General features: G+C 68.4%; 15 protein-coding genes. 5 read left to right on the top strand and 10 right to left on the bottom strand.

What is annotated here, in order from left to right:
* Nucleotides 1-2 precede the first annotated feature (2 nt).
* Nucleotides 3-476: a c-type cytochrome gene (locus AC1DXX_RS22310; protein ID WP_478136397.1), complete on the bottom strand. Its 474-nt coding sequence runs from the start codon at nucleotides 474-476 to the stop codon at nucleotides 3-5.
* A 163-nt stretch (nucleotides 477-639) separates the two neighbouring features.
* Here AC1DXX_RS22310 and AC1DXX_RS22305 point away from each other — a divergent pair, with 163 nt between their 5' ends.
* Nucleotides 640-1,311 carry a hypothetical protein gene (locus AC1DXX_RS22305; protein WP_478136396.1) on the top strand — a complete coding sequence of 224 codons (672 nt, stop codon included), beginning with the start codon at nucleotides 640-642 and terminating at the stop codon, nucleotides 1,309-1,311.
* Nucleotides 1,312-1,372: 61 nt separating this feature from the next.
* Here AC1DXX_RS22305 and AC1DXX_RS22300 read toward each other — a convergent pair whose 3' ends face one another.
* The 4 genes from AC1DXX_RS22300 to AC1DXX_RS22285 are packed head-to-tail and all read right to left on the bottom strand — an operon-like array spanning nucleotide 1,373 to nucleotide 4,771.
* The gene (locus AC1DXX_RS22300) at nucleotides 1,373-2,179 is read right to left on the bottom strand and encodes a PPK2 family polyphosphate kinase (RefSeq protein WP_478136395.1); all 807 of its coding nucleotides are present in this window, start codon (nucleotides 2,177-2,179) and stop codon (nucleotides 1,373-1,375) included.
* A 44-nt stretch (nucleotides 2,180-2,223) separates the two neighbouring features.
* A complete protein-coding gene (locus AC1DXX_RS22295; RefSeq protein WP_478136394.1) occupies nucleotides 2,224-2,658 on the bottom strand; it encodes an RNA-binding S4 domain-containing protein in 435 nt (144 codons plus the stop codon).
* A gap of 3 nt (nucleotides 2,659-2,661) precedes the next feature.
* On the bottom strand, nucleotides 2,662-4,083 hold the full coding sequence (locus AC1DXX_RS22290; RefSeq protein ID WP_478136393.1) for a sensor histidine kinase: 1,422 nt from the start codon (nucleotides 4,081-4,083) through the stop codon (nucleotides 2,662-2,664).
* A gap of 7 nt (nucleotides 4,084-4,090) precedes the next feature.
* A complete protein-coding gene (locus AC1DXX_RS22285) occupies nucleotides 4,091-4,771 on the bottom strand; it encodes a response regulator (RefSeq protein ID WP_478136392.1) in 681 nt (226 codons plus the stop codon).
* Nucleotides 4,772-4,908: 137 nt separating this feature from the next.
* Between AC1DXX_RS22285 and AC1DXX_RS22280 the strand changes: the two genes are divergently transcribed.
* The 3 genes from AC1DXX_RS22280 to AC1DXX_RS22270 all read left to right on the top strand — a co-directional run bounded on the left by AC1DXX_RS22280 (nucleotide 4,909) and on the right by AC1DXX_RS22270 (nucleotide 8,043).
* Entirely contained in the window at nucleotides 4,909-5,868 is a 960-nt protein-coding gene (locus AC1DXX_RS22280) for a tripartite tricarboxylate transporter substrate binding protein (protein WP_478136391.1), read from the top strand.
* 98 nt (nucleotides 5,869-5,966) lie between these two features.
* On the top strand, nucleotides 5,967-6,518 hold the full coding sequence (locus tag AC1DXX_RS22275; protein WP_478136390.1) for a tripartite tricarboxylate transporter TctB family protein: 552 nt from the start codon (nucleotides 5,967-5,969) through the stop codon (nucleotides 6,516-6,518).
* A 1-nt stretch (nucleotide 6,519) separates the two neighbouring features.
* Nucleotides 6,520-8,043 carry a tripartite tricarboxylate transporter permease gene (locus AC1DXX_RS22270; RefSeq protein ID WP_478136389.1) on the top strand — a complete coding sequence of 508 codons (1,524 nt, stop codon included), beginning with the start codon at nucleotides 6,520-6,522 and terminating at the stop codon, nucleotides 8,041-8,043.
* Nucleotides 8,044-8,110: 67 nt separating this feature from the next.
* Here AC1DXX_RS22270 and AC1DXX_RS22265 read toward each other — a convergent pair whose 3' ends face one another.
* Complete coding sequence (locus AC1DXX_RS22265) at nucleotides 8,111-9,037, bottom strand: peptidoglycan-binding domain-containing protein (RefSeq protein WP_478136388.1); 927 nt, start codon at nucleotides 9,035-9,037, stop codon at nucleotides 8,111-8,113.
* A gap of 262 nt (nucleotides 9,038-9,299) precedes the next feature.
* On the opposite strand from AC1DXX_RS22265, the gene AC1DXX_RS22260 reads away from it, so the two are divergent.
* A complete protein-coding gene (locus AC1DXX_RS22260) occupies nucleotides 9,300-10,643 on the top strand; it encodes an alpha/beta hydrolase family protein (RefSeq protein WP_478136387.1) in 1,344 nt (447 codons plus the stop codon).
* A 133-nt stretch (nucleotides 10,644-10,776) separates the two neighbouring features.
* Here the strand turns inward: AC1DXX_RS22260 and AC1DXX_RS22255 are convergent, their stop codons facing one another.
* Genes AC1DXX_RS22255 through AC1DXX_RS22240 form a run of 4 tightly spaced genes read right to left on the bottom strand, consistent with a single transcriptional unit; the run spans nucleotide 10,777 to nucleotide 17,322 of the window.
* Nucleotides 10,777-13,893: an efflux RND transporter permease subunit gene (locus tag AC1DXX_RS22255; protein WP_478136386.1), complete on the bottom strand. Its 3,117-nt coding sequence runs from the start codon at nucleotides 13,891-13,893 to the stop codon at nucleotides 10,777-10,779.
* A 17-nt stretch (nucleotides 13,894-13,910) separates the two neighbouring features.
* Nucleotides 13,911-15,113: an efflux RND transporter periplasmic adaptor subunit gene (locus AC1DXX_RS22250; protein WP_478136385.1), complete on the bottom strand. Its 1,203-nt coding sequence runs from the start codon at nucleotides 15,111-15,113 to the stop codon at nucleotides 13,911-13,913.
* A complete protein-coding gene (locus AC1DXX_RS22245) occupies nucleotides 15,110-16,591 on the bottom strand; it encodes an efflux transporter outer membrane subunit (RefSeq protein WP_478136384.1) in 1,482 nt (493 codons plus the stop codon). Before AC1DXX_RS22245 ends, AC1DXX_RS22250 begins: the two co-directional genes overlap by 4 nt.
* A complete protein-coding gene (locus AC1DXX_RS22240) occupies nucleotides 16,588-17,322 on the bottom strand; it encodes a CerR family C-terminal domain-containing protein (protein WP_478136383.1) in 735 nt (244 codons plus the stop codon). Before AC1DXX_RS22240 ends, AC1DXX_RS22245 begins: the two co-directional genes overlap by 4 nt.
* Nucleotides 17,323-17,329: the final 7 nt, after the last annotated feature.

Here is a 17,329-nt window from a genome sequence, read left to right as displayed (position 1 = left end):
TCTTACCTTGAGCCCGCGTCCGATGGCGGCTGGGACAACACCCATCCCGCCAGAGCCCGCGCGTCGGACTCGGAGACATGCGCTTGTCGCGGCATGATGACGCGGCCCCAGGCGCCGACACTGCCGTTGCGAATCTTGCCCGTCAGGCGCACGGGTGCTTCGACGTCGCTTCGATAGCGGTCCGAGATCTGTGCGAAACCCGGCCCCACCTGCCGGTGGAGCAGGCCATGGCAGGACATGCAGCCGTTCTTCCTTGCCAGGTCTGCTGGCGAGGTCTGAGCCATGGCCGTCGGGGCGACAGGGAGCAGGAATGCTGCCGCGGCCAGGACGTGCCCGGTCATCGGGCGCGTCAGCCAGCCAAAACAGGAAACATCCCTCGGGTTCGAAGGCTGCAAGGAAACCTCGACGGTCGCACCGGACGGTGCCCGAAATTGCACCCGCGGTCGCCAGGATTGGGCAATGGTTTCGATCTTCATGCGGCAGGTGTAGGCACTTTGGTTTGCGGGCGGGCGGGGCTGGGTGGCGCATCGTCGCATGCCCTCCCGCCCGTCGTCGTGCATTCGCGACAAGTCGATTCAAGAGTAACTATATGTATGGTTAAATCCGCGGAACTATCGCGAAAGAGGACGAGGGAATTCCATGAAGCTGTTGCTGAGCATTGCGTTCGCCGCTGTGGCCCTGGCTGGCTGCGCCAGTGCGCCGCCGCCGACACCGACCGAGCCCGGAACAGGGACTGGACTCTCCTACGTGCCCATGGTCGCCATGGAAGGCGTGGACAAGGTGCGCTACGACAGCGACGTGGCGGATTGCCGCACGGCCGCCACCCGCATCACGGCCCGCAGCGAGAGCAGCGACGCCATGTGGGTGGCGCTCGGTCTCGGCCTGATCACGGTGCACGGGCAGGGCATCGTCGCTGCAGCCTCCTACACGGGCATCAGCGCGGCCATCATCGACTGGAACGGGCGCCCGAGCTCGGAACTGATCGCCGAACACCAGCAGATCGCGATCGTCCACTGCATGGCCAAGCGCGGCTATCGCAACCTCGATCCCGAAGTGCGCGACACGTTCTATGGGCACAGCTTCAACCCCATCGTCGCAGCGAAGCCCCGCCGCACCGGTGTCGACACCTACAACGTCGAAACCCTGGCCAAGGCCGGGCGTTGCAACCTGCAGCCGCGCGCCGAACTGACGGCCAAGGGCCCCGGCTTCGAGTCGTACAACGTGCCTTGCGAGAACGGTGGAACCTGGGCGGTTCGCTGCGAATTCGGCAAGTGCCGCGTGCTGGCCCAGGCGCCGGTTCGCCGTTCCTGAGTCCGTTCGCTCGGGCAACCGCAGCAGCAGCGGCGAAATCCGGGGGCGGCCGCCAGGCCGCTCACTTGACGATCATTCCCTTCAGCGCCGGGTCCGCCGGCGGCGCCTTGAGCTTCATCTGCCGCAGCGTCTTCATCAGCAGCTGCGCAATCATCAGGTTGCGATGCCGCTTGTTGTTGGCCGGTATCACGTACCAGGGGGCGTGTTCGGTCGAGGTGGCCTCCAGCGCATTCTCATAGGCCCGCTGGTAGGCACTCCACTTGGTGCGAACCTCGAGGTCGCCCGTGCTGAATTTCCACTGCTTGCCGGGTGTGTCGATGCGGGCCTGCAGGCGCGTGCGCTGTTCGTCCTTGTCGATGTGCAGCATGCATTTGACGATGACCGTGCCGGTCTCGACCAGCAGGCGCTCGAAGTCGTTGATCTGCGCGTAGCGCTGCTTCGTCTCGGCCTTGTCGATCCAGCCTTCGACCACCGGCACCAGCACGTCTTCGTAGTGGCTGCGGTTCCACACCGCGATCTCGCCGTTGCGCGGAACGACGGCGTGGCAGCGCCAGAGGAAATCGCGCGCCCGTTCTTCTTCGCTCGGCACCTTGAAGGCGGCCACGCGCACACCCAGGGGAGAGGTGCGGGAGAACACCCAGCGCACCGTGCCGTCCTTGCCGCTGGTGTCCATGCCCTGCAGTACCAGCAGCACCTTGCGGCGGCCTTCGGCATGCAGCAGGTTCTGCATCTCGTCGAGTTCGAGCGCCAGGGCGTCGACCGCTTCGCGCTGGGCGACTTCATCGCCTTCGCAGAAGGCGGTGTCGCCGGGGTCGATGTGCGAAAGCTTGAACCTGCTGCCGGCGCGATATTTCTTGAAGCTGGCCATGAACCGGAACCCCCTGAAAAAGGAAAAGCGACAGCGTACGCGAATCAGCGCTCGGTATCTTCAGGGTCGATCGAGGCGCTCCATCGGTTGTCCCATTCGGCATGGCGCACCGCGCCGTCGAGCTCGCGCCGGTCGCGCTTGGTCGGGCGCCCTTGCTCGATGGCCAGGGCCGGCTCGCTGCCCATGCGGCGCTGCTCGCGCAGGGCGGCCTGCGCCGCGATGCTCTCGGGTGTTTCTTCGTACAGCTGCTGCGCGATGGGCGCCGGCCCGCGCTGGCCGCTGATGCCGCGCACCGTCACGGTCCGCGTCTGCACGCCGAGGCGCATCGTCACGGTGTCGCCAGCCTTGACCTCGCGCGAGGCCTTGGCGACGTCGCCGTTCACCTGCACCCGGTTCTTGCCGATTTCCTCCGCGGCCAGCGACCGCGTCTTGAAGAAGCGGGCGGCCCAGAGCCATTTGTCGATGCGCAGACGTTCCATAGATCAGGAATTGTGCCTCCAGAGCGGAAGATGCACGACGGCGTCGAGCCCGATGACCTGTGCGGTGTTGTCTTGCGCGGTGCGGTTGCCCAGGTCGATGCGCCCATCGAGCGCGAGCACGATCTCGCGGCAGATGGCCAGGCCCAGCCCCGAGCCGCTCGATGTGCTCCCGGCGGAGAAGGGCGCGAACAGGCGTTGCCGGAGTTCGGGGGAGATGCCCGGTCCCTCGTCGCGCACGATGAGCACCGCGTACCCGTCCACTGCGCGCACCGTCACCGACAGCGCCGCGCCCGCCGGGCTCTGCTTGATCGCGTTGTGCAGCAGGTTGCGCGTGAGCTCCTGAAGCATCCACTGATGCGCGCGAACGGCGGCCGGTTCGTCGATGACCAGTTCGAAATCGAGCGCCTTGTCGGCCACCAGCGGGGACAGGTCGAGCACGATGTTCCGCACCACCTCGCCGAGGTCGAGCGTCACCGACTCGGGCTGCTGGCGCAACTGCTCCACCTTCGCCAGCGAGAGCATCTGGTTGGCCAGCGTCGTGGCGCGTTCGACCGTCTGGCTGATCTCGCCCAGCGCCTGCTCGGGCGCCACGTCGCCGCGGCGCGCCGACTGCACCTGCGCCTTGAGCACCGCCAGCGGCGTGCGCAACTGGTGAGCGCTGTCTCGCACAAAACGCTTCTGATGATCGAGCAGCCGCTGCAGCCGGCCCATTACCTCGGTGGTGGCATCGATCAGCGGGCGCAGCTCGCGCGGCGCATCGGGCGCATCGATGGGCGACAGGTCGTCGGCCGGGCGCTTCTCGATGGCTTCGCCCAGCTCGCGCACCGAGCGCGTGGCGCGGTGCACGACGAACACGGTGACCCCCGCGATCACGCCCATCAGGAGCAGCTGGCGCCACAGCGTATCGACCAGCAGCTTGCGCACCAGCGTCTCGCGCAGTTCGAGCGTCTCGGCCACCTGCACCACGGCCATGCCGCGGCCGCGTGCACTGGCCACCGGCTGCAGCAGCACCGCGACCCGCACCGGCTGGTTGCGGAACTGCGCGTCGTAGAAATCGACCAGCGCCGCGTAGGCACTGCGGTCCGGAATGCGGCCGCGCCAGAACGGCAGCTCGGCGAAGCCCGAGATCAGCTCGCCGTCGAGCGCGGAGACGCGGTAGAAGAGCCGGCTGCGGTTGTCGGCCTCGAAGGCTTCGAGCGCGGAGTAGGGCACGATGGCGCGCAGTTGCGCCTTTTCGTCGAAGCCTTCCACGTCGAGCTGTTCGCCGATGGTCTTGGCCGAGGCGAGCAGCGTGCGGTCGTAGGCCGTGGTGGCAGCAGCGAGGCTCTGGCGGTACAGGCTCACGCTGTTGATCACGATGAACACCGCCACCGGCGCGAGGATGCCGATCAGCAGCCGTGCGCGCAGCGAGGAGACCGTCCTCATACGGCCTTCATGTTTCCGGCCTCAAGAGGTAGCCCAGGCCGCGCATCGTCATCAGCACCGCGCCCGTGCCCACGAGCTTCTTGCGCAGGCGGTACACCACGACCTCGATGGCTTCGTACTGCACATCGGCCTCGCCCGGAAACACCAGCTCGAAGAGGCGCTCCTTCGTGACGGCATGGCCCGGCTTCATCATCAGCGCCTTCATCAAGGCCAGTTCGCGCGGCGTGAGTTCGAGCAGGTCCGCGCGGTTGTAGATCGCGCCGTTGTCGGGCTCGAAGCGCAGGCCGCCGATCTCCTGCGGATTGAGGCCGGTGTCGGGCCCGGTGCTCTGGCTGCGCCGCCGCAGCGCGCGGATGCGGGCTTCCAGCTCGTCGAGGTCGAAGGGCTTGGGCAGGTAGTCGTCGGCGCCGGCATTGAGGCCGACGATCCGGTCGCCCACCGTGCCGCGGGCGGTCAGCAGCAGCACCGGCGTGCGCAGGCCCTCGGCACGGGCCTGGGCCAGCACCTGCAGGCCGTCGAGGTTGGGCAGGCTCAGGTCGAGGGCCACCACGTCGGGCTCGATGGCGCGCCACATGGCCACGGCTTCGGCCCCGTCGCCGCAGACGCGCACGTCGATCCGGCGGCGCCCGAGGGTGCGCTGCAGGGTGATTTGCATCGAGGGATCGTCTTCGACCAGCAGCAGCTTCATACGGTGGTGGCGGGATGGGTACTTTGGTGTTTTCCCCAGTCTGCTGGACAGCCAACTGACAGCGGGGCGGCGCATGATAGCGGCTCAGGCCCAAGTCAGGTTCCTCTCACTTTCCTTTCAGCCCTCTGGAGACAACAATGCGTCGCGATACCTTTTTGAAGTCCTTGGCCGCGCTGGCCGCCGCCGGAGCCCTGCCGCTCTCGGCGCGTGCTGCAGCCAACGTCAAGATGATGATCCCCGCCAACCCGGGCGGCGGCTGGGACACCACCGGTCGCGCGCTGGGCAAGGCCCTGAGTGATGCCAAGGTGGCCGACACCGTCACCTACGACAACAAGGGCGGTGCCGCCGGCGCGCTGGGCCTGGCCCAGTTCGTGAACGGCTCCAAGGGCGACGCGAACGCGCTGATGGTCATGGGCTCGGTCATGCTGGGCGGCATCATCACCGGCAAGCCGCCGGTCAAGCTCGAGCAGGCCACGCCGATCGCGCGCCTGACCACCGAATACAACGTGTTCGTGCTGCCGGCCAACTCGCCGCTCAAGAGCATGAAGGACGTGGTCGACCAGCTCAAGAAGGATCCGGGCAGCGTCAAGTGGGGCGGCGGTTCGCGCGGCTCCACCGAGCACATCGCCGCGGCCATGATCGCGCAGAAGGTCGGCGCCGACCCGTCCAAGATCAACTACGTGGCCTTCCGTGGGGGCGGTGAAGCCACCGCCGCCATCCTCGGCGGCAACGTCACCGTCGGCGGCAGCGGCTACAGCGAATTCGCCGAATACATCGCCGCCGGCAAGATGAAAGCCATCGCCGTCACCTCCGCCCAGCGCCTGCCGGGCATCAACGTGCCCACGCTCAAGGAACAGGGCATCGACGTCGAGATCGGCAATTGGCGCGGTGTCTACGGCGCCCCCGGCATCTCGCCCGAGCAGCGCAAGGCGCTGACCGACATGGTGCTGGCTGCCATGAAGAGCCCGTCGTGGGCCGAGTCGCTGAAGAAGAACGACTGGACGCCGGCCGTGCTGACGGGCGAGGCTTTTGCCAAGTTCGTCGACGACGACTTTGCCAGCCTCCGCGCGATCATGACCAAGTCCGGCATGGTCTGACCCCCGGCGCACCAACTGCCTGCCGAATGGCACGCTGTCCTCGCAAGAGCTGACGGCGTGCCGTTTTCAAATCCAGAACCACATGCCGGGAGCAAAAAATGACAACTCCAGAATCCTCGGTCTCGCCGTCTGACGAGGCCGCCAAAGCTGCGGCCGTATGGCCGCAAACCCTCGTCGGCGCCGGCGTGCTGCTGACCGGCCTGGCGCTGGCTTTCGGCGCCATCGGCATCTCTTCCGAAGCCGGCTACGGCGGCGTCGGCCCCAATTTCCTGCCCTGGCTGGTGTCCGTGGTGCTCGTGCTGTGCGGCGGCTGGATCCTCTRGGAAGCGCGTACCGGTGGCTTTCGCGAACTCGATCCGCCCACGGGCGCCGATCGCGCTTACTGGCCCGGCTTCGTCTGGGTCTCGGCCGGCCTGCTGCTCAACGCGGCGCTGATCACCACCCTCGGCTTCATCCTCAGCTGCACGCTGTGCTACCTGCTGGCCGTGCAGGGGCTGCGCCGCGCGAGCGGGCAGGCCGGCGTGAACGCGCCGCGCACCTGGGCCATCGATATCGTCACGGGCGCGCTGATCTCCGCCCCGGTGTTCTGGATGTTCACGCAGTTCCTGGCGATCAACCTGCCGGGCCTCACTTCGACGGGTTGGTTCTGACATGGATATCTTCAACGCACTCATGATGGGTTTCGCCGCGGCGATCACCCCTGTCAATCTGCTCTGGTGCCTGGTGGGCTGTGCCCTCGGCACCGCCGTGGGCGTGCTGCCCGGCATCGGCCCGGCCGTGGCGGTGGCCATGCTGCTGCCCATCACCGGCAAGGTCGACATCACGGCCTCGATGATCTTCTTCTCGGGCATCTACTACGGTGCCATGTACGGCGGCTCGACCACCTCGATCCTGCTCAACACGCCCGGCGAAACCGCCAGCATGGTGACGGCGATGGAAGGCAACAAGATGGCCAAGAGCGGCAGGGCGGGCGCGGCGCTCGCCACCGCCGCCATCGGCTCCTTCGTGGCCGGCACCATCGCCACGGTCATCGTCACGCTGTTCGCGCCGTTCGTGGCCGAGTTCGCGGTCAAGCTCGGCCCGCCCGAGTATTTCCTGCTGATGCTGCTGGCCTTCACCACGGTGAGCGCGGTGCTCGGCAAGAGCACGCTGCGCGGCATGACGGCGCTGTTCGTCGGCCTTGCGGCCGGCTGTGTCGGGCTCGACCAGATCTCGGGCCAGGGCCGCTACACCGGTGGCGTACCCGAGCTGCTCGACGGCATCGAGATCGTGCTGGTGGCCGTCGGCCTGTTCGCCGTGGCCGAAGTGCTCTACGCCGTGCTGTACGAAGGCAAGGTCGTCGAGGCCCAGAACAAGCTGAGCCGCGTCCACATGAGCAAGCGCGACTGGAGGCGTTCGATTCCCGCGTGGCTGCGCGGCACCGCCATCGGCACGCCCTTCGGCTGCATCCCGGCCGGCGGCACCGAGATTCCGACGTTCCTGAGCTATGCGATGGAAAAGAAGCTCGCCAAGGACAAGGACGCCAAGGCCGAGTTCGGCACCACCGGCGCCATCGAAGGCGTGGCCGGCCCCGAGGCCGCCAACAACGCCACGGTGACCGCGGCGCTGATTCCGCTGCTCACGCTCGGCATCCCCACCTCGAACACCACCGCCATCCTGCTCGGCGCGTTCCAGAACTACGGCATCCAGCCCGGACCGCAGCTGTTCACCACATCGGCCGCGCTGGTGTGGGCGCTGATCGCCTCGCTCTACATCGGCAACGTCATGCTGCTGGTGCTGAACCTGCCGATGGTGGGCCTCTGGGTCAAGCTGCTGAAGATTCCGAAGCCGCAGCTCTACGCGGGCATCCTGATCTTCGCGACGGTGGGTGCCTACGGCATGCGCCAGAGCGCGTTCGACCTGTTCCTGCTCTATGCCATCGGCCTGCTCGGCGTGGTGATGCGGCGCTTCGACTTCCCGACCGCCCCGGTGGTGGTCGGCATGATCCTCGGCCCGCTCGCCGAAGCGCAGCTGCGCAACGCGATGTCCATCGGCGAAGGCAGTGCCGTCGTGTTCTTCCAGCGTCCGATGTCGATCGTGCTGGTGATCGTCGTGGTTGCCGTGCTGGTGCTGCCGCGCCTGGCCAAGCGCATGAGCGAACGCAAGCTGAAGCGGCTGGCGCAACTCGACGCCTGACCCTCCTTCGCTTTCTCTCCGAAGTGCCGCGGCGCCCTGGCCCCGCGGCATTTTTCTTGTTTCTCCTTCAGGCGGCCGTCACGGGCGCGAGGAAATAGGCCGTTTCCTGCCGCAGCGCGGCGTAGCTGTACTCGTTGCGCGCGATCACGCTCTTGTTGCCCTTGCTCTTGTCGTTGCGGTCGGGACCGAAGGCGTTGCCGTCGATGCTCTCCATGCGGTCGTTGGCGTTCGAGGTGACGATGAAGTGGTGGTTGCGCCCGCCCGGCTTGATGCCGCTCACCACGCCGATGCAGCCCGGGAACACGGCCGAGTAGTCGGTGATGCGGTGGAACACGTTGTCGTCGAACACGTTCTTGCTGTGCTGGGCCCAGCCGCCCGGCACGTTGACGCCGGCAGTGCGGTACACGTAGATGCAGAAGATGCCGCACCAGGCGCAGAGGTCGTTGGCGTTGCGCCAGTTGCCCTCGTTCATGGCCTGCCACTTCTGCACGGCCTCCGCGGTGATGGTGGGGCAGCGGCCGATGTAGGCGCCGGTGACGTTGGCGTCCTGAAAGATCTTCTGCAGGCCCATGCCGCCCTGGCGCGGGCGCTTCGGATTCGTGGCGTCGGCGCACAGTGCCGCGGCAATGCGCTCGATGCTCGGGTTGGGCTGCGAGGCCAGCGTCCAACCCCACTTGGCCAAGGCCGCTTCCGCCGTCGCGACCACGCTGTTGCCCAGCTCGGACGTATTCTTGTTGCCGGTCGGTGGTGTCGCCGTGCCGATGATCTGGGCGATCAGCGCTTCGAGCATGGCCCAGGTATTCGGCCCGACGATGGCATCGGGCACCAGCTTGGAAAAGCCCTGGTATTCCTTGACCTTCGACGTGGTCTTGGGCCCGAACTGTCCATCGGGCACCAGCTGCGGGAGCCGGGAGGCCACCCACTGGTTCAGGGCCGATTGCAGCAGCGAGACGTCGGGGCCGCTGGATCCGAATCGCAGGGTGGGTCTGGGCATGGCATGTCTCCCCCGGCAGTGCCGGTGTGTCGTGTGTGGGCTGGCACCGGAATTATTCGAAGGGTCGTCCTTCCGCGAAATCCGCCATGCAGCCTATTCCGCCGGCCGAACGGGCAGCCGCTGGCGCGCCATGGTGGCCGTTCGCGCTGCGCCAGCCGCATTTCGTCGCAAGCCGGGTGCACCGCGCAGCGCGCGTTCCTAGAGTCCGGCACCGAAGACGCAGTGTCTTCGCCCACAAGACCTCAACGAAAGGAACCTCGCCATGGAACGCCGTCATTTCGCCCGCTCGATCCTTGCCGCCGCCGGTGCCGTCGCCCTGGGCGCCCGGGCCGACGAGCCGACCCCGCAGGCCCCGTCCGCCGCATCGCCCGCGCCCGCCGCATCCGGCCTGAAGCCCTTCCTCTTCGAGAAGGACGAGACCTTCTGGTACGAGACGCTGCGCTCCTTCGGCCACATCGCCTATGGCGGCGCGGATTTCGGCGAAGTGGTGGTCACCGCCCAGCGCATCCGCGGCGGCGACTACGACAGCTGGCACGACGAGTGGCGCCTCACCGCCGACCGGGTGGCCGCCGAAGCGCAGCGCAGCCTCGCTGCCGGCCACACCGTCAGCGCACGCGACGCCTTTTTCCGTGCCTCCAACTACTACCGCAGCGCGGAGTTCTTCCTGCACGGCAATCCTGCCGATCCGCGCATCAACGCGGCCTACGACCGCAGCGTCGAGTGCTTCCGCGCCGCGGTGCGGCTCACGAACGGCGCCATCGAGCCGGTGCGCATCCGCTACGAGGGCACCAGCCTGCCAGGGTACTTCTATCGCGCCGCCGGCAAGGGCAGCAAGCGCCGGCCGACGGTGGTCATGCACAACGGCTTCGACGGCTCGGTGGAAGAAATGCACTACGTCGCCGCCGCCGCGCTGGCCGAACGCGGCTACAACGTGCTGAGCTTCGACGGCCCCGGCCAGCCCGGCCCGATGCACCGCGAGGGCCTGGTGCTGCGGCCCGACTGGGAGCGCGTGGTCGGCCCGGTGCTCGACCATGTGCTGGCGCGGCCCGATGTCGACCCGAAGCGCGTCGCGCTGCTGGGCAACAGCCTCGGCGGCGTGCTGGCGCCGCGCGCCGCGGCCTTCGAGCCGCGCATTCGCGCGCTGATCGCGCTCGACGGCATCTACGACATGGGCGTCAAGACGCTCCCGATGTTCGACGGCCAGCGCGAGGTGGCCCGGCGCGTTCTCACCGCGCCTACGGCGCCCGACATCGACAAGGCGCTGGCGCAGATGGCCGCGCACGATGCGCAGGCCCGTTGGGCCTTCGGCCATGGCGCCTGGGTCACCGGCAAGGGCACGGCGCGCGGCTACCTCTCGACGCTGCTCGACTACAACGTGGTCGACGGCGTGGCCGAACGCATCCAGTGTCCGACGCTGGTGTGTGCGGCGGCGAACGACATGTTCTTCAAGGGGCAGCCCGAGGCGCTGTATGCGCACCTCACGTGCCCGAAGACCTTCCTGGCGCTCGACGACACGCTGGGTGCCGGCGCGCACTGCCATGCGGGGGCGCAGCGGCTTGCGATGGCCCGCATTGGCGACTGGCTCGATACGACGTTCGCTGTCTGAAGTCTTGCTCCCTCTCCCCTCGGGGAGAGGGCTGGGGTGAGGGCCGGCGGCGATCGGAGGATGCGCGATACCGGTACGGGCCGCTGCCCTCACCCTAACCCTCTCCCGGAGGGAGAGGGAACAAGAGAGAAAGTCAGGCCGCCGGCCGCGGCGTCTCGACCAGGTCGTCGTCGATGTGCGGATCGGCTGGCTGCCCGCGCAGCTTGCGCACGGTGCGCCGGATCCAGTGCTCGATGTCGTCCACGTAGGTGAACACCGCCGGCACCACCAGCAGGCTCAGCACCGTCGAGGTGATCAGCCCGCCGATCACCGCCATCGCCATCGGCGAGCGGAAGCTCGAGTCGGCGGCGCCGAAGCCCACCGCAATCGGCAGCATGCCGGCGCCCATGGCGAGGGTGGTCATGATGATGGGGCGGGCCCGCTTGTGGCAGGCGTCGCGCAGCGCGTCCCACCGGCTCATGCCGTGGTCGCGGCGCGCCACGATGGCGTATTCCACCAGCAGGATCGAGTTCTTCGTCGCAATGCCCATCAGCATGATCAGGCCGATCAGCGAAGGCATCGAGAGCGCCTTCTGCCCGATCAGAAGCCCCACGAAGGCGCCGCCGAGTGCGAGCGGCAGCGCGCACAGGATGGTCACCGGGTGCAGGAAGTCCTTGAACAGCAGTACCAGCACGATATAGATGCACAGCACGCCGGTCAGCATCGCGAGGCCGAAGCTCGCGAACAGCTCGGTCATGACCTCGGCGTCGCCCACCTCGGTCACGCGCACGCCGGGCGGCAGGTTCTGGATCGAGGGCAGGGCCATCACCGCCGTCTTGGCGTCGCCCAGGCCTACGCTCGAGAGTTCGATCTCGAAGTTGACGTTGCGCGAGCGGTCGTAGCGGTCGATCACGGCCGGGCCGCCTTCCATCGTGAGCGAGGCCACTTGGCTCAGCATGACGGGGCCGCGTGCGCCGGGCACCGAGAGGCGGCCAAGCAGGTCGAGGTCTTGCCGCGCGGAGTCCTGCAGCTTCACCAGGATCGGCACCTGGCGCTGTGCGAGGTTGAGCTTGGCGAGCGCCTGGTCGTAGTCGCCCAGCGTGGCCACGCGCAGCGTCTCGGCAATGGCGGAACTGGTTACGCCCAGGTCGGCGGCGCGCGCGAAATCGGGCCGCACCGCGATCTCGGGGCGGATCAGGCTCGCGGTGGATGTGATGTTGCCCAGGCCGTGGATCGTGCGCAGGTCTTTCTCGACGGCGCTGGCCGCAGTCGCCAGCGCCAGCGGGTCTTCGCCCGTGAGCGCCAGGATGTATTTCTCGCCGGAGCCGCCCAGGCCCACCGTGCTGCGCACGCCGGGCAGGGTCTCGAGCGCGGCGCGGATCTGGTTCTCGATCACCTGCTTGCGCGGCCGGTCGCCGCGCGTATCGAGCTTGATCGTGAGCGTCGCCTTGCGTGTTTCGGGCGTGCCGAAGTTGGCGAAGGGATCGCCGCCCGCGCTGCCGCCGGCCACCGTGGTGTAGACGCTGCGCACGTGGTCGATCTTCATCACGCGGTGTCGCGTTTCCTCGGCGGCTGCCGTGGTTTGCGCCAGCGTGGAGCCGGGCGCGAGCGAGAGGTAGATCTGCGTCTGCGAGTTGTCGTCGGGCGGAATGAAGCCCGTCTTGAGCAGCGGAATCATCGCCAGCGAGCCGAAGAAGAAGAGGGTGGCGAGCACCATCGTCTTGAAGCGGTTGTGCGTGCTCCACGCCACCGCGCGCATGTAGACGCGCAGCCAGCCCGGTTCCTTTTCGGCCGTGACGATCGGCTTCAGGATGTAGGCCGCCATCATGGGCGTGAGCACCCGCGCGACCACCAGCGAGGCGAACACCGCGAGCGATGCGGTCCAGCCGAATTGCTTGAAGAACTTGCCGGCCACGCCGCTCATGAAAGCCGTGGGCAGGAACACCGCGATCAGCGTGAAGGTGGTGGCGATCACGGCGAGCCCGATTTCGTCGGCTGCCTCCATGGCCGCCTGGTAGGGCGACTTGCCCATGCGCAGGTGGCGCACGATGTTCTCGACCTCCACGATCGCATCGTCCACCAATATCCCGACCACCAGCGAGAGCGCGAGCAGCGAGATCACGTTGACCGAGAAGCCCAGCAGGTACATGCCGATGAAGGCCGGAATCACCGACATCGGCAGCGCCACCGCCGAGACGAAGGTGGCACGCCAGTCGCGCAGGAACAGCCACACCACGATCACCGCGAGGATGGCGCCCTCGTACAGCAGGTGCAGCGAGCCGTTGTATTCCTCCTCGACCGGGTCGACGAAGTTGAAGGCCTCGGTCAGCTCGATGTCGGGCCGCTGCACGCGCAGGTCGGCCAGCGCCTTCTGCACCGCGTGGCCGACTTCGACTTCGCTGGCGCCGCGGCTGCGGGCCACCTCGAAACCGACCACCGGCTTGCCGTTGAGCAGGGCCGCGGCGCGCGGCTCGGCAATGGTGTCGCTGATGCGCGCCACCTGGTCGAGCCGGATGCGGCGGCCGTCCGACAGGGCGATCTGCATGTCGGCCAGCTGTGCGGCCGACTGCACCGTGGCCATCGTGCGCACCGGCTGTTCGCTGCCGCCCAGGTCGAAGCGGCCGCCTGCGCTTTCGGTCTGCACCTGGCGCAGCTGGCGCGAGATGTCGGCGGCCGAGGCGCCCAGCGCCTGCAGCTTGCTCGGGTCGAGGTCGACGTGCACTTGGCGCGTGACGCCGCCCACGCGGTTCACCGCGCCCACGCCGGGCTGGGCGAGCAGCTTCTTGGTGATGTCGTTGTCGACGAACCAGCTCAGCGCCTCGCCGTCCATGCGCGACGAGGCGATGGTGAACGCCAGCACCGGCTGGGCCGCGAAGTCGAGCTTGGTGACCACCGGGTCGCGCACGTCGGCCGGCAGGTCGGCGCGCACGCGCTGCACCGCGGAGCGCACGTCGTCCACGGCTTCCTGCACCGGCTTCTCGAGGCGGAACTCGACGATCAGCGTGGCGGCGCCATCCTGCACCTTGGTGGTGATGTGCTTCAGGCCCTGCACGGTGGCGATGGAGTTCTCGAGCTTGCGCGCGACGTCGGTTTCCAGCTGCGAAGGCGCGGCACCGGGCAGCGACGCCGAGACCGTGACGGTCGGCAGGTCGATGTCCGGAAAGTTCTGCACCTTCATCGCGTTGAACGACAGCAGCCCACCGAAGGTGAGCAGCACGAACAGCATCACCGCCGGAATCGGGTTGCGTATGGACCAGGCGGAAACGTTCATGGCGTGTCCTTGTTGTCTTACTTGGCGGCCGCGGCGGATGCCGCGGACTGCGACGGCTGGGCCTCTGCGGTGGCAGGCGGCGTTGTCGCCACCACGCGCACCAGGTCGCCGTCGTTGAGGAAGCCGGCGCCCTGCACGACGACCTGCGCGCCCTCGGGCAATGCGCTGGTGATCTCGATGCGGTCGTTCAGGCGGCGGCCGATCTGCACCTTGAGCTGCGCCACGCGGTTGTCGGGCAGCAGCATGAACACATTGTTGAAGCCGTCGCGCGGAACGATGGAGGCCTGCGGCACGGTGGGCGCCGAGCTGCGGCCGAGCTCGAAATCGCCGCGCGCGAACATGCCGGCCTTGATGCCGGTGTTCTGCAGCACGTTGGGCAGGTCGACATAGACCAGCGCCGCACGCGTCTGCGGGTCGACCGTGGGTGCGATGCTGCGCACCTTGCCGCGCACCTGCGCGCCGCTGGCGCTGACCACGAAGGCCGGCGTGCCGACCGCGATGCGGCTGAGTTCGGCCGAGGTGACCTCGGCGCGCCATTCGAGTCGGCCCTGGCGGATCAGGCGAAACAGCTCGGTGCCGGCCGAGACCACGCTGCCCACCGTGGCAATGCGCGCCGAAATCACGCCGTCGTCCGGTGCCAGCACCTGCGTGTTGCGGCCTCGCACCTGCTGCGCGGCCAGCACGGCTTCGGCCGCCTCGACGCGTGCCTTGGCGGTCTGCTCGGTCGTCTGGTACTGGTTGATCTGCTGCTGGCTCAGCGCGCCGGTGGCCTGCAGCGTGCGGGCGCGGGCGGCATTGCCGGCGGCGTCGGCGGCCGTCGCCCTGGCTTCCGCCAGCGAGGCACGCGACTGCGCGATGTCGGCCTGCACCGTCTCGGGCGAGAAGACCGCGAGCACCTGGCCCTTCTTGACCACGTCGCCCACGTTCACGCGCACTTCGGCGAGCTTGAGGCTGTTGGACTCGGAGCTGATGACCGCCTCCTGCCAGGCTGCCACATTGCCGTTGGCTGCGAGCGTGAGGGTGAGCTCGGTGGCTTGCGGCTTGGCGACGGTGACGGTCAGCGCCGGCTTGGGCGCCGGTGCACCGTCCTTGGTCTTGGCCGCAGCGGCCTGCTCGGCGGGCGTGCCCGACGGCTTGCGCGTCAGCCACACGGCAGCGGCGACGACGATGACGAGCGCCAGCAGCGCGATGACGAGGGTGGAACGCTTCATTGTTTTCATGGCGACGTCGCAACCGTAGAGGTCGATGTGGAAGTCATTGAGGACGATTCGGGCCGGCTCCAGCCRCCGCCCATCGAGCGGTACAGCGAAACCCAGGCTTCGGCGCGCTCGCGCTGCAGCGAGACGCGCGCGGTCTGCGCGGTGAACAGCGTGCGGCGCGAATCCTCCAGCTCGAACAGGCTCGCGAGGCCGCTGCTGTAGCGGGCCTGCGTGGCGTCGAAGGAGGCCTGGTAGTTCTTCACCGCGGTGTCGGCGTCGGTGGTGCGCGCATCGGTGGCGTCGAGGTTGACGAGTGCTTCCTCGACCTCGCGCACCGCCTGCCGCACGTTCGCGCGGTAGAGCGACACGGCTTCGGTGTAGCGCGCCTTGGCCGCTTCGGTGTTGGCCACGCGGGCGCCGCCGTCGAGCAGCGGCACGGTGAGCGACACCGGCCCGACCGTCCAGGTGTCGAGCGACTCGCGGAACCCGCTGGTGCGGATCTGCATGCGGCCGATGGAGCCCGAGATGCTGAGCTTGGGATAGCGCTCGGCTTCGGCCGAACCCACCTCGGCGCTGGCCGAGGCCACGCCGAGTTCGGCCGAATACACATCGGGCCGCTGCGAGATCGTCTGGGCCGGCACGCTGGCGATGCTGCCGACCACCGGCAGCGCACGCTGCGTGGGCGAGGCGGCGAGCTTCTGCTCGAGCGTGGTTTCGTCGATGCCGCTGAGCGCCACCAGCGCCTTGCGTTGCACCGCGCACTGGGCGCGCTGCTGGGTGAGACGGCCCGAGGCGTCCGAGGCGCTGGCGCGGGCCAATGCGGCATCGGCCGGTGCGGTGAAGCCGGCGCGCGCCGACAGGTCGTTGAGCCGCGCGGTTTCGCTGCGCGATTTCGTGTCGGACTCGGCCACGCGCAGTTGCTGCTGGCAGGCGCGTTCGGCGAAATAGGCGTTGGCCGTTTCGGCCGCCACCGCGACGCGCGCATCGTGCCATTTGGCGGTGGCGCTGTTGAGCTTCTGCTCGGCCGCATCGCGGTCGGCGCGCAGGCGGCCGAAGAGGTCGATCTCCCACTTGGACTGCAGGCCGGCCTGCAGCGTGGTCACCGGCGCGATGGAGGTGCTGCTGCTGCTCGAAGTGGAACCCGAGCCGAAGGACGAGCCCGAGACCCCGCGGCTGGCCGAGGCCGTGCCATCCAGGCTGGGCAGCAGCGCCGCGCCGGCCTGCACGCGTGTGGAGCGCGCCTCGGCCACGCGCGCCGCGGCGCTCGCGAGATTCGGGCTGGCGGCTTCGGCCGCGGCAATCAGTTCGACCAGCAGCGGATCGTCGAGCTGGCGCCACCAGTCGGCCAGCGACGCGAGCGAGCCACCGTGGGGCAGGGGCGCATGCCATTGCGCGGGGAAGGGCGCTTCCACCGTGGCCGGCGGGCGTGTCAGGCCGCAGCCCGCGAGGCCGAGGCCCAGCGGGAGGCAGAGGGCGGCAATCAGTCGGAGTCGTCTCATGGCTTCTTTCTCGCGGTGCGCGCAGGCGCAGGTGCGGATGTTCCGGCGTCGGCCGTCGCGTGCCGGCGCGCCGCTTCGGCCTGGACCAGCGCCATCGCGTAGCCGGTCAGGCGATCGGCCCAGGTGTCGATGGCCCGCGGCGTGCGCAGCAGCGAGGGCCGGACGGCCTCGATGAAATCCTGGTTCACATAGAGCTGCATCGACAGCCCGGTGATCGCGAAGGTCAGGCGGTGGATGTCGTCGTCGGCACGGTCCACCTTCAGGTGGCGGCACAGCAGGTCGGTGATGGCGCGGTGCGGCCCCTTGATGTCGCGCTCGAGCTCTTCCGCCCACTGGCTGGTCGGCTCCAGCATCTCGCGCATGTGCAGCTGGATGCACTGCCGGACGATCTCGCCCTGCTTGAGCGGCTCGATCACCGAGGAAAAGCAGGTGCGCAGTGCGGCTTCGAGCGTGAGGCCCGGCGCGCTGCAGATCGCCACCAGGTCGTCGGAGTCGCCGCCCATCGGTTCGCTGAAGCAGGCGCCATACAGGCCGTTCTTGTCGTTGAAGTAGTAGCTGATGGCCGAGATGTTGACCTCGGCCTCGCGTGCGATCTCGCGCGTCGAGGTCTTGGCGAAACCCTTTTGCGCGAAGAGCCGCAGCGCGGTGTGGAGAAGGCGATGGCGCGCTTCGGCGCCGTCGCTGCGGGGGGCGCGGCGCGGCGTGGTTGTGATGGGATCCCTCGCGTTCATGGCTGCC

The sequence above is a fragment of the Variovorax sp. P4_B10 genome (assembly GCF_056402375.1).
Note: the sequence above shows the minus strand (reverse complement) of the source record. Positions and strands in the feature narration are given on the sequence as shown.

What these genes read in the sequence shown, in the direction of transcription:
- AC1DXX_RS22310 (WP_478136397.1), bottom strand. Translation starts at nt 476, where the DNA reads ATGAAGATCGAAACCATTGCCCAATCCTGGCGACCGCGGGTGCAATTT.
- AC1DXX_RS22305 (WP_478136396.1), top strand. Translation starts at nt 640, where the DNA reads ATGAAGCTGTTGCTGAGCATTGCGTTCGCCGCTGTGGCCCTGGCTGGC.
- AC1DXX_RS22300 (WP_478136395.1), bottom strand. Translation starts at nt 2,179, where the DNA reads ATGGCCAGCTTCAAGAAATATCGCGCCGGCAGCAGGTTCAAGCTTTCG.
- AC1DXX_RS22295 (WP_478136394.1), bottom strand. Translation starts at nt 2,658, where the DNA reads ATGGAACGTCTGCGCATCGACAAATGGCTCTGGGCCGCCCGCTTCTTC.
- AC1DXX_RS22290 (WP_478136393.1), bottom strand. Translation starts at nt 4,083, where the DNA reads ATGAGGACGGTCTCCTCGCTGCGCGCACGGCTGCTGATCGGCATCCTC.
- AC1DXX_RS22285 (WP_478136392.1), bottom strand. Translation starts at nt 4,771, where the DNA reads ATGAAGCTGCTGCTGGTCGAAGACGATCCCTCGATGCAAATCACCCTG.
- AC1DXX_RS22280 (WP_478136391.1), top strand. Translation starts at nt 4,909, where the DNA reads ATGCGTCGCGATACCTTTTTGAAGTCCTTGGCCGCGCTGGCCGCCGCC.
- AC1DXX_RS22270 (WP_478136389.1), top strand. Translation starts at nt 6,520, where the DNA reads ATGGATATCTTCAACGCACTCATGATGGGTTTCGCCGCGGCGATCACC.
- AC1DXX_RS22265 (WP_478136388.1), bottom strand. Translation starts at nt 9,037, where the DNA reads ATGCCCAGACCCACCCTGCGATTCGGATCCAGCGGCCCCGACGTCTCG.
- AC1DXX_RS22260 (WP_478136387.1), top strand. Translation starts at nt 9,300, where the DNA reads ATGGAACGCCGTCATTTCGCCCGCTCGATCCTTGCCGCCGCCGGTGCC.
- AC1DXX_RS22255 (WP_478136386.1), bottom strand. Translation starts at nt 13,893, where the DNA reads ATGAACGTTTCCGCCTGGTCCATACGCAACCCGATTCCGGCGGTGATG.
- AC1DXX_RS22250 (WP_478136385.1), bottom strand. Translation starts at nt 15,113, where the DNA reads ATGAAAACAATGAAGCGTTCCACCCTCGTCATCGCGCTGCTGGCGCTC.
- AC1DXX_RS22240 (WP_478136383.1), bottom strand. Translation starts at nt 17,322, where the DNA reads ATGAACGCGAGGGATCCCATCACAACCACGCCGCGCCGCGCCCCCCGC.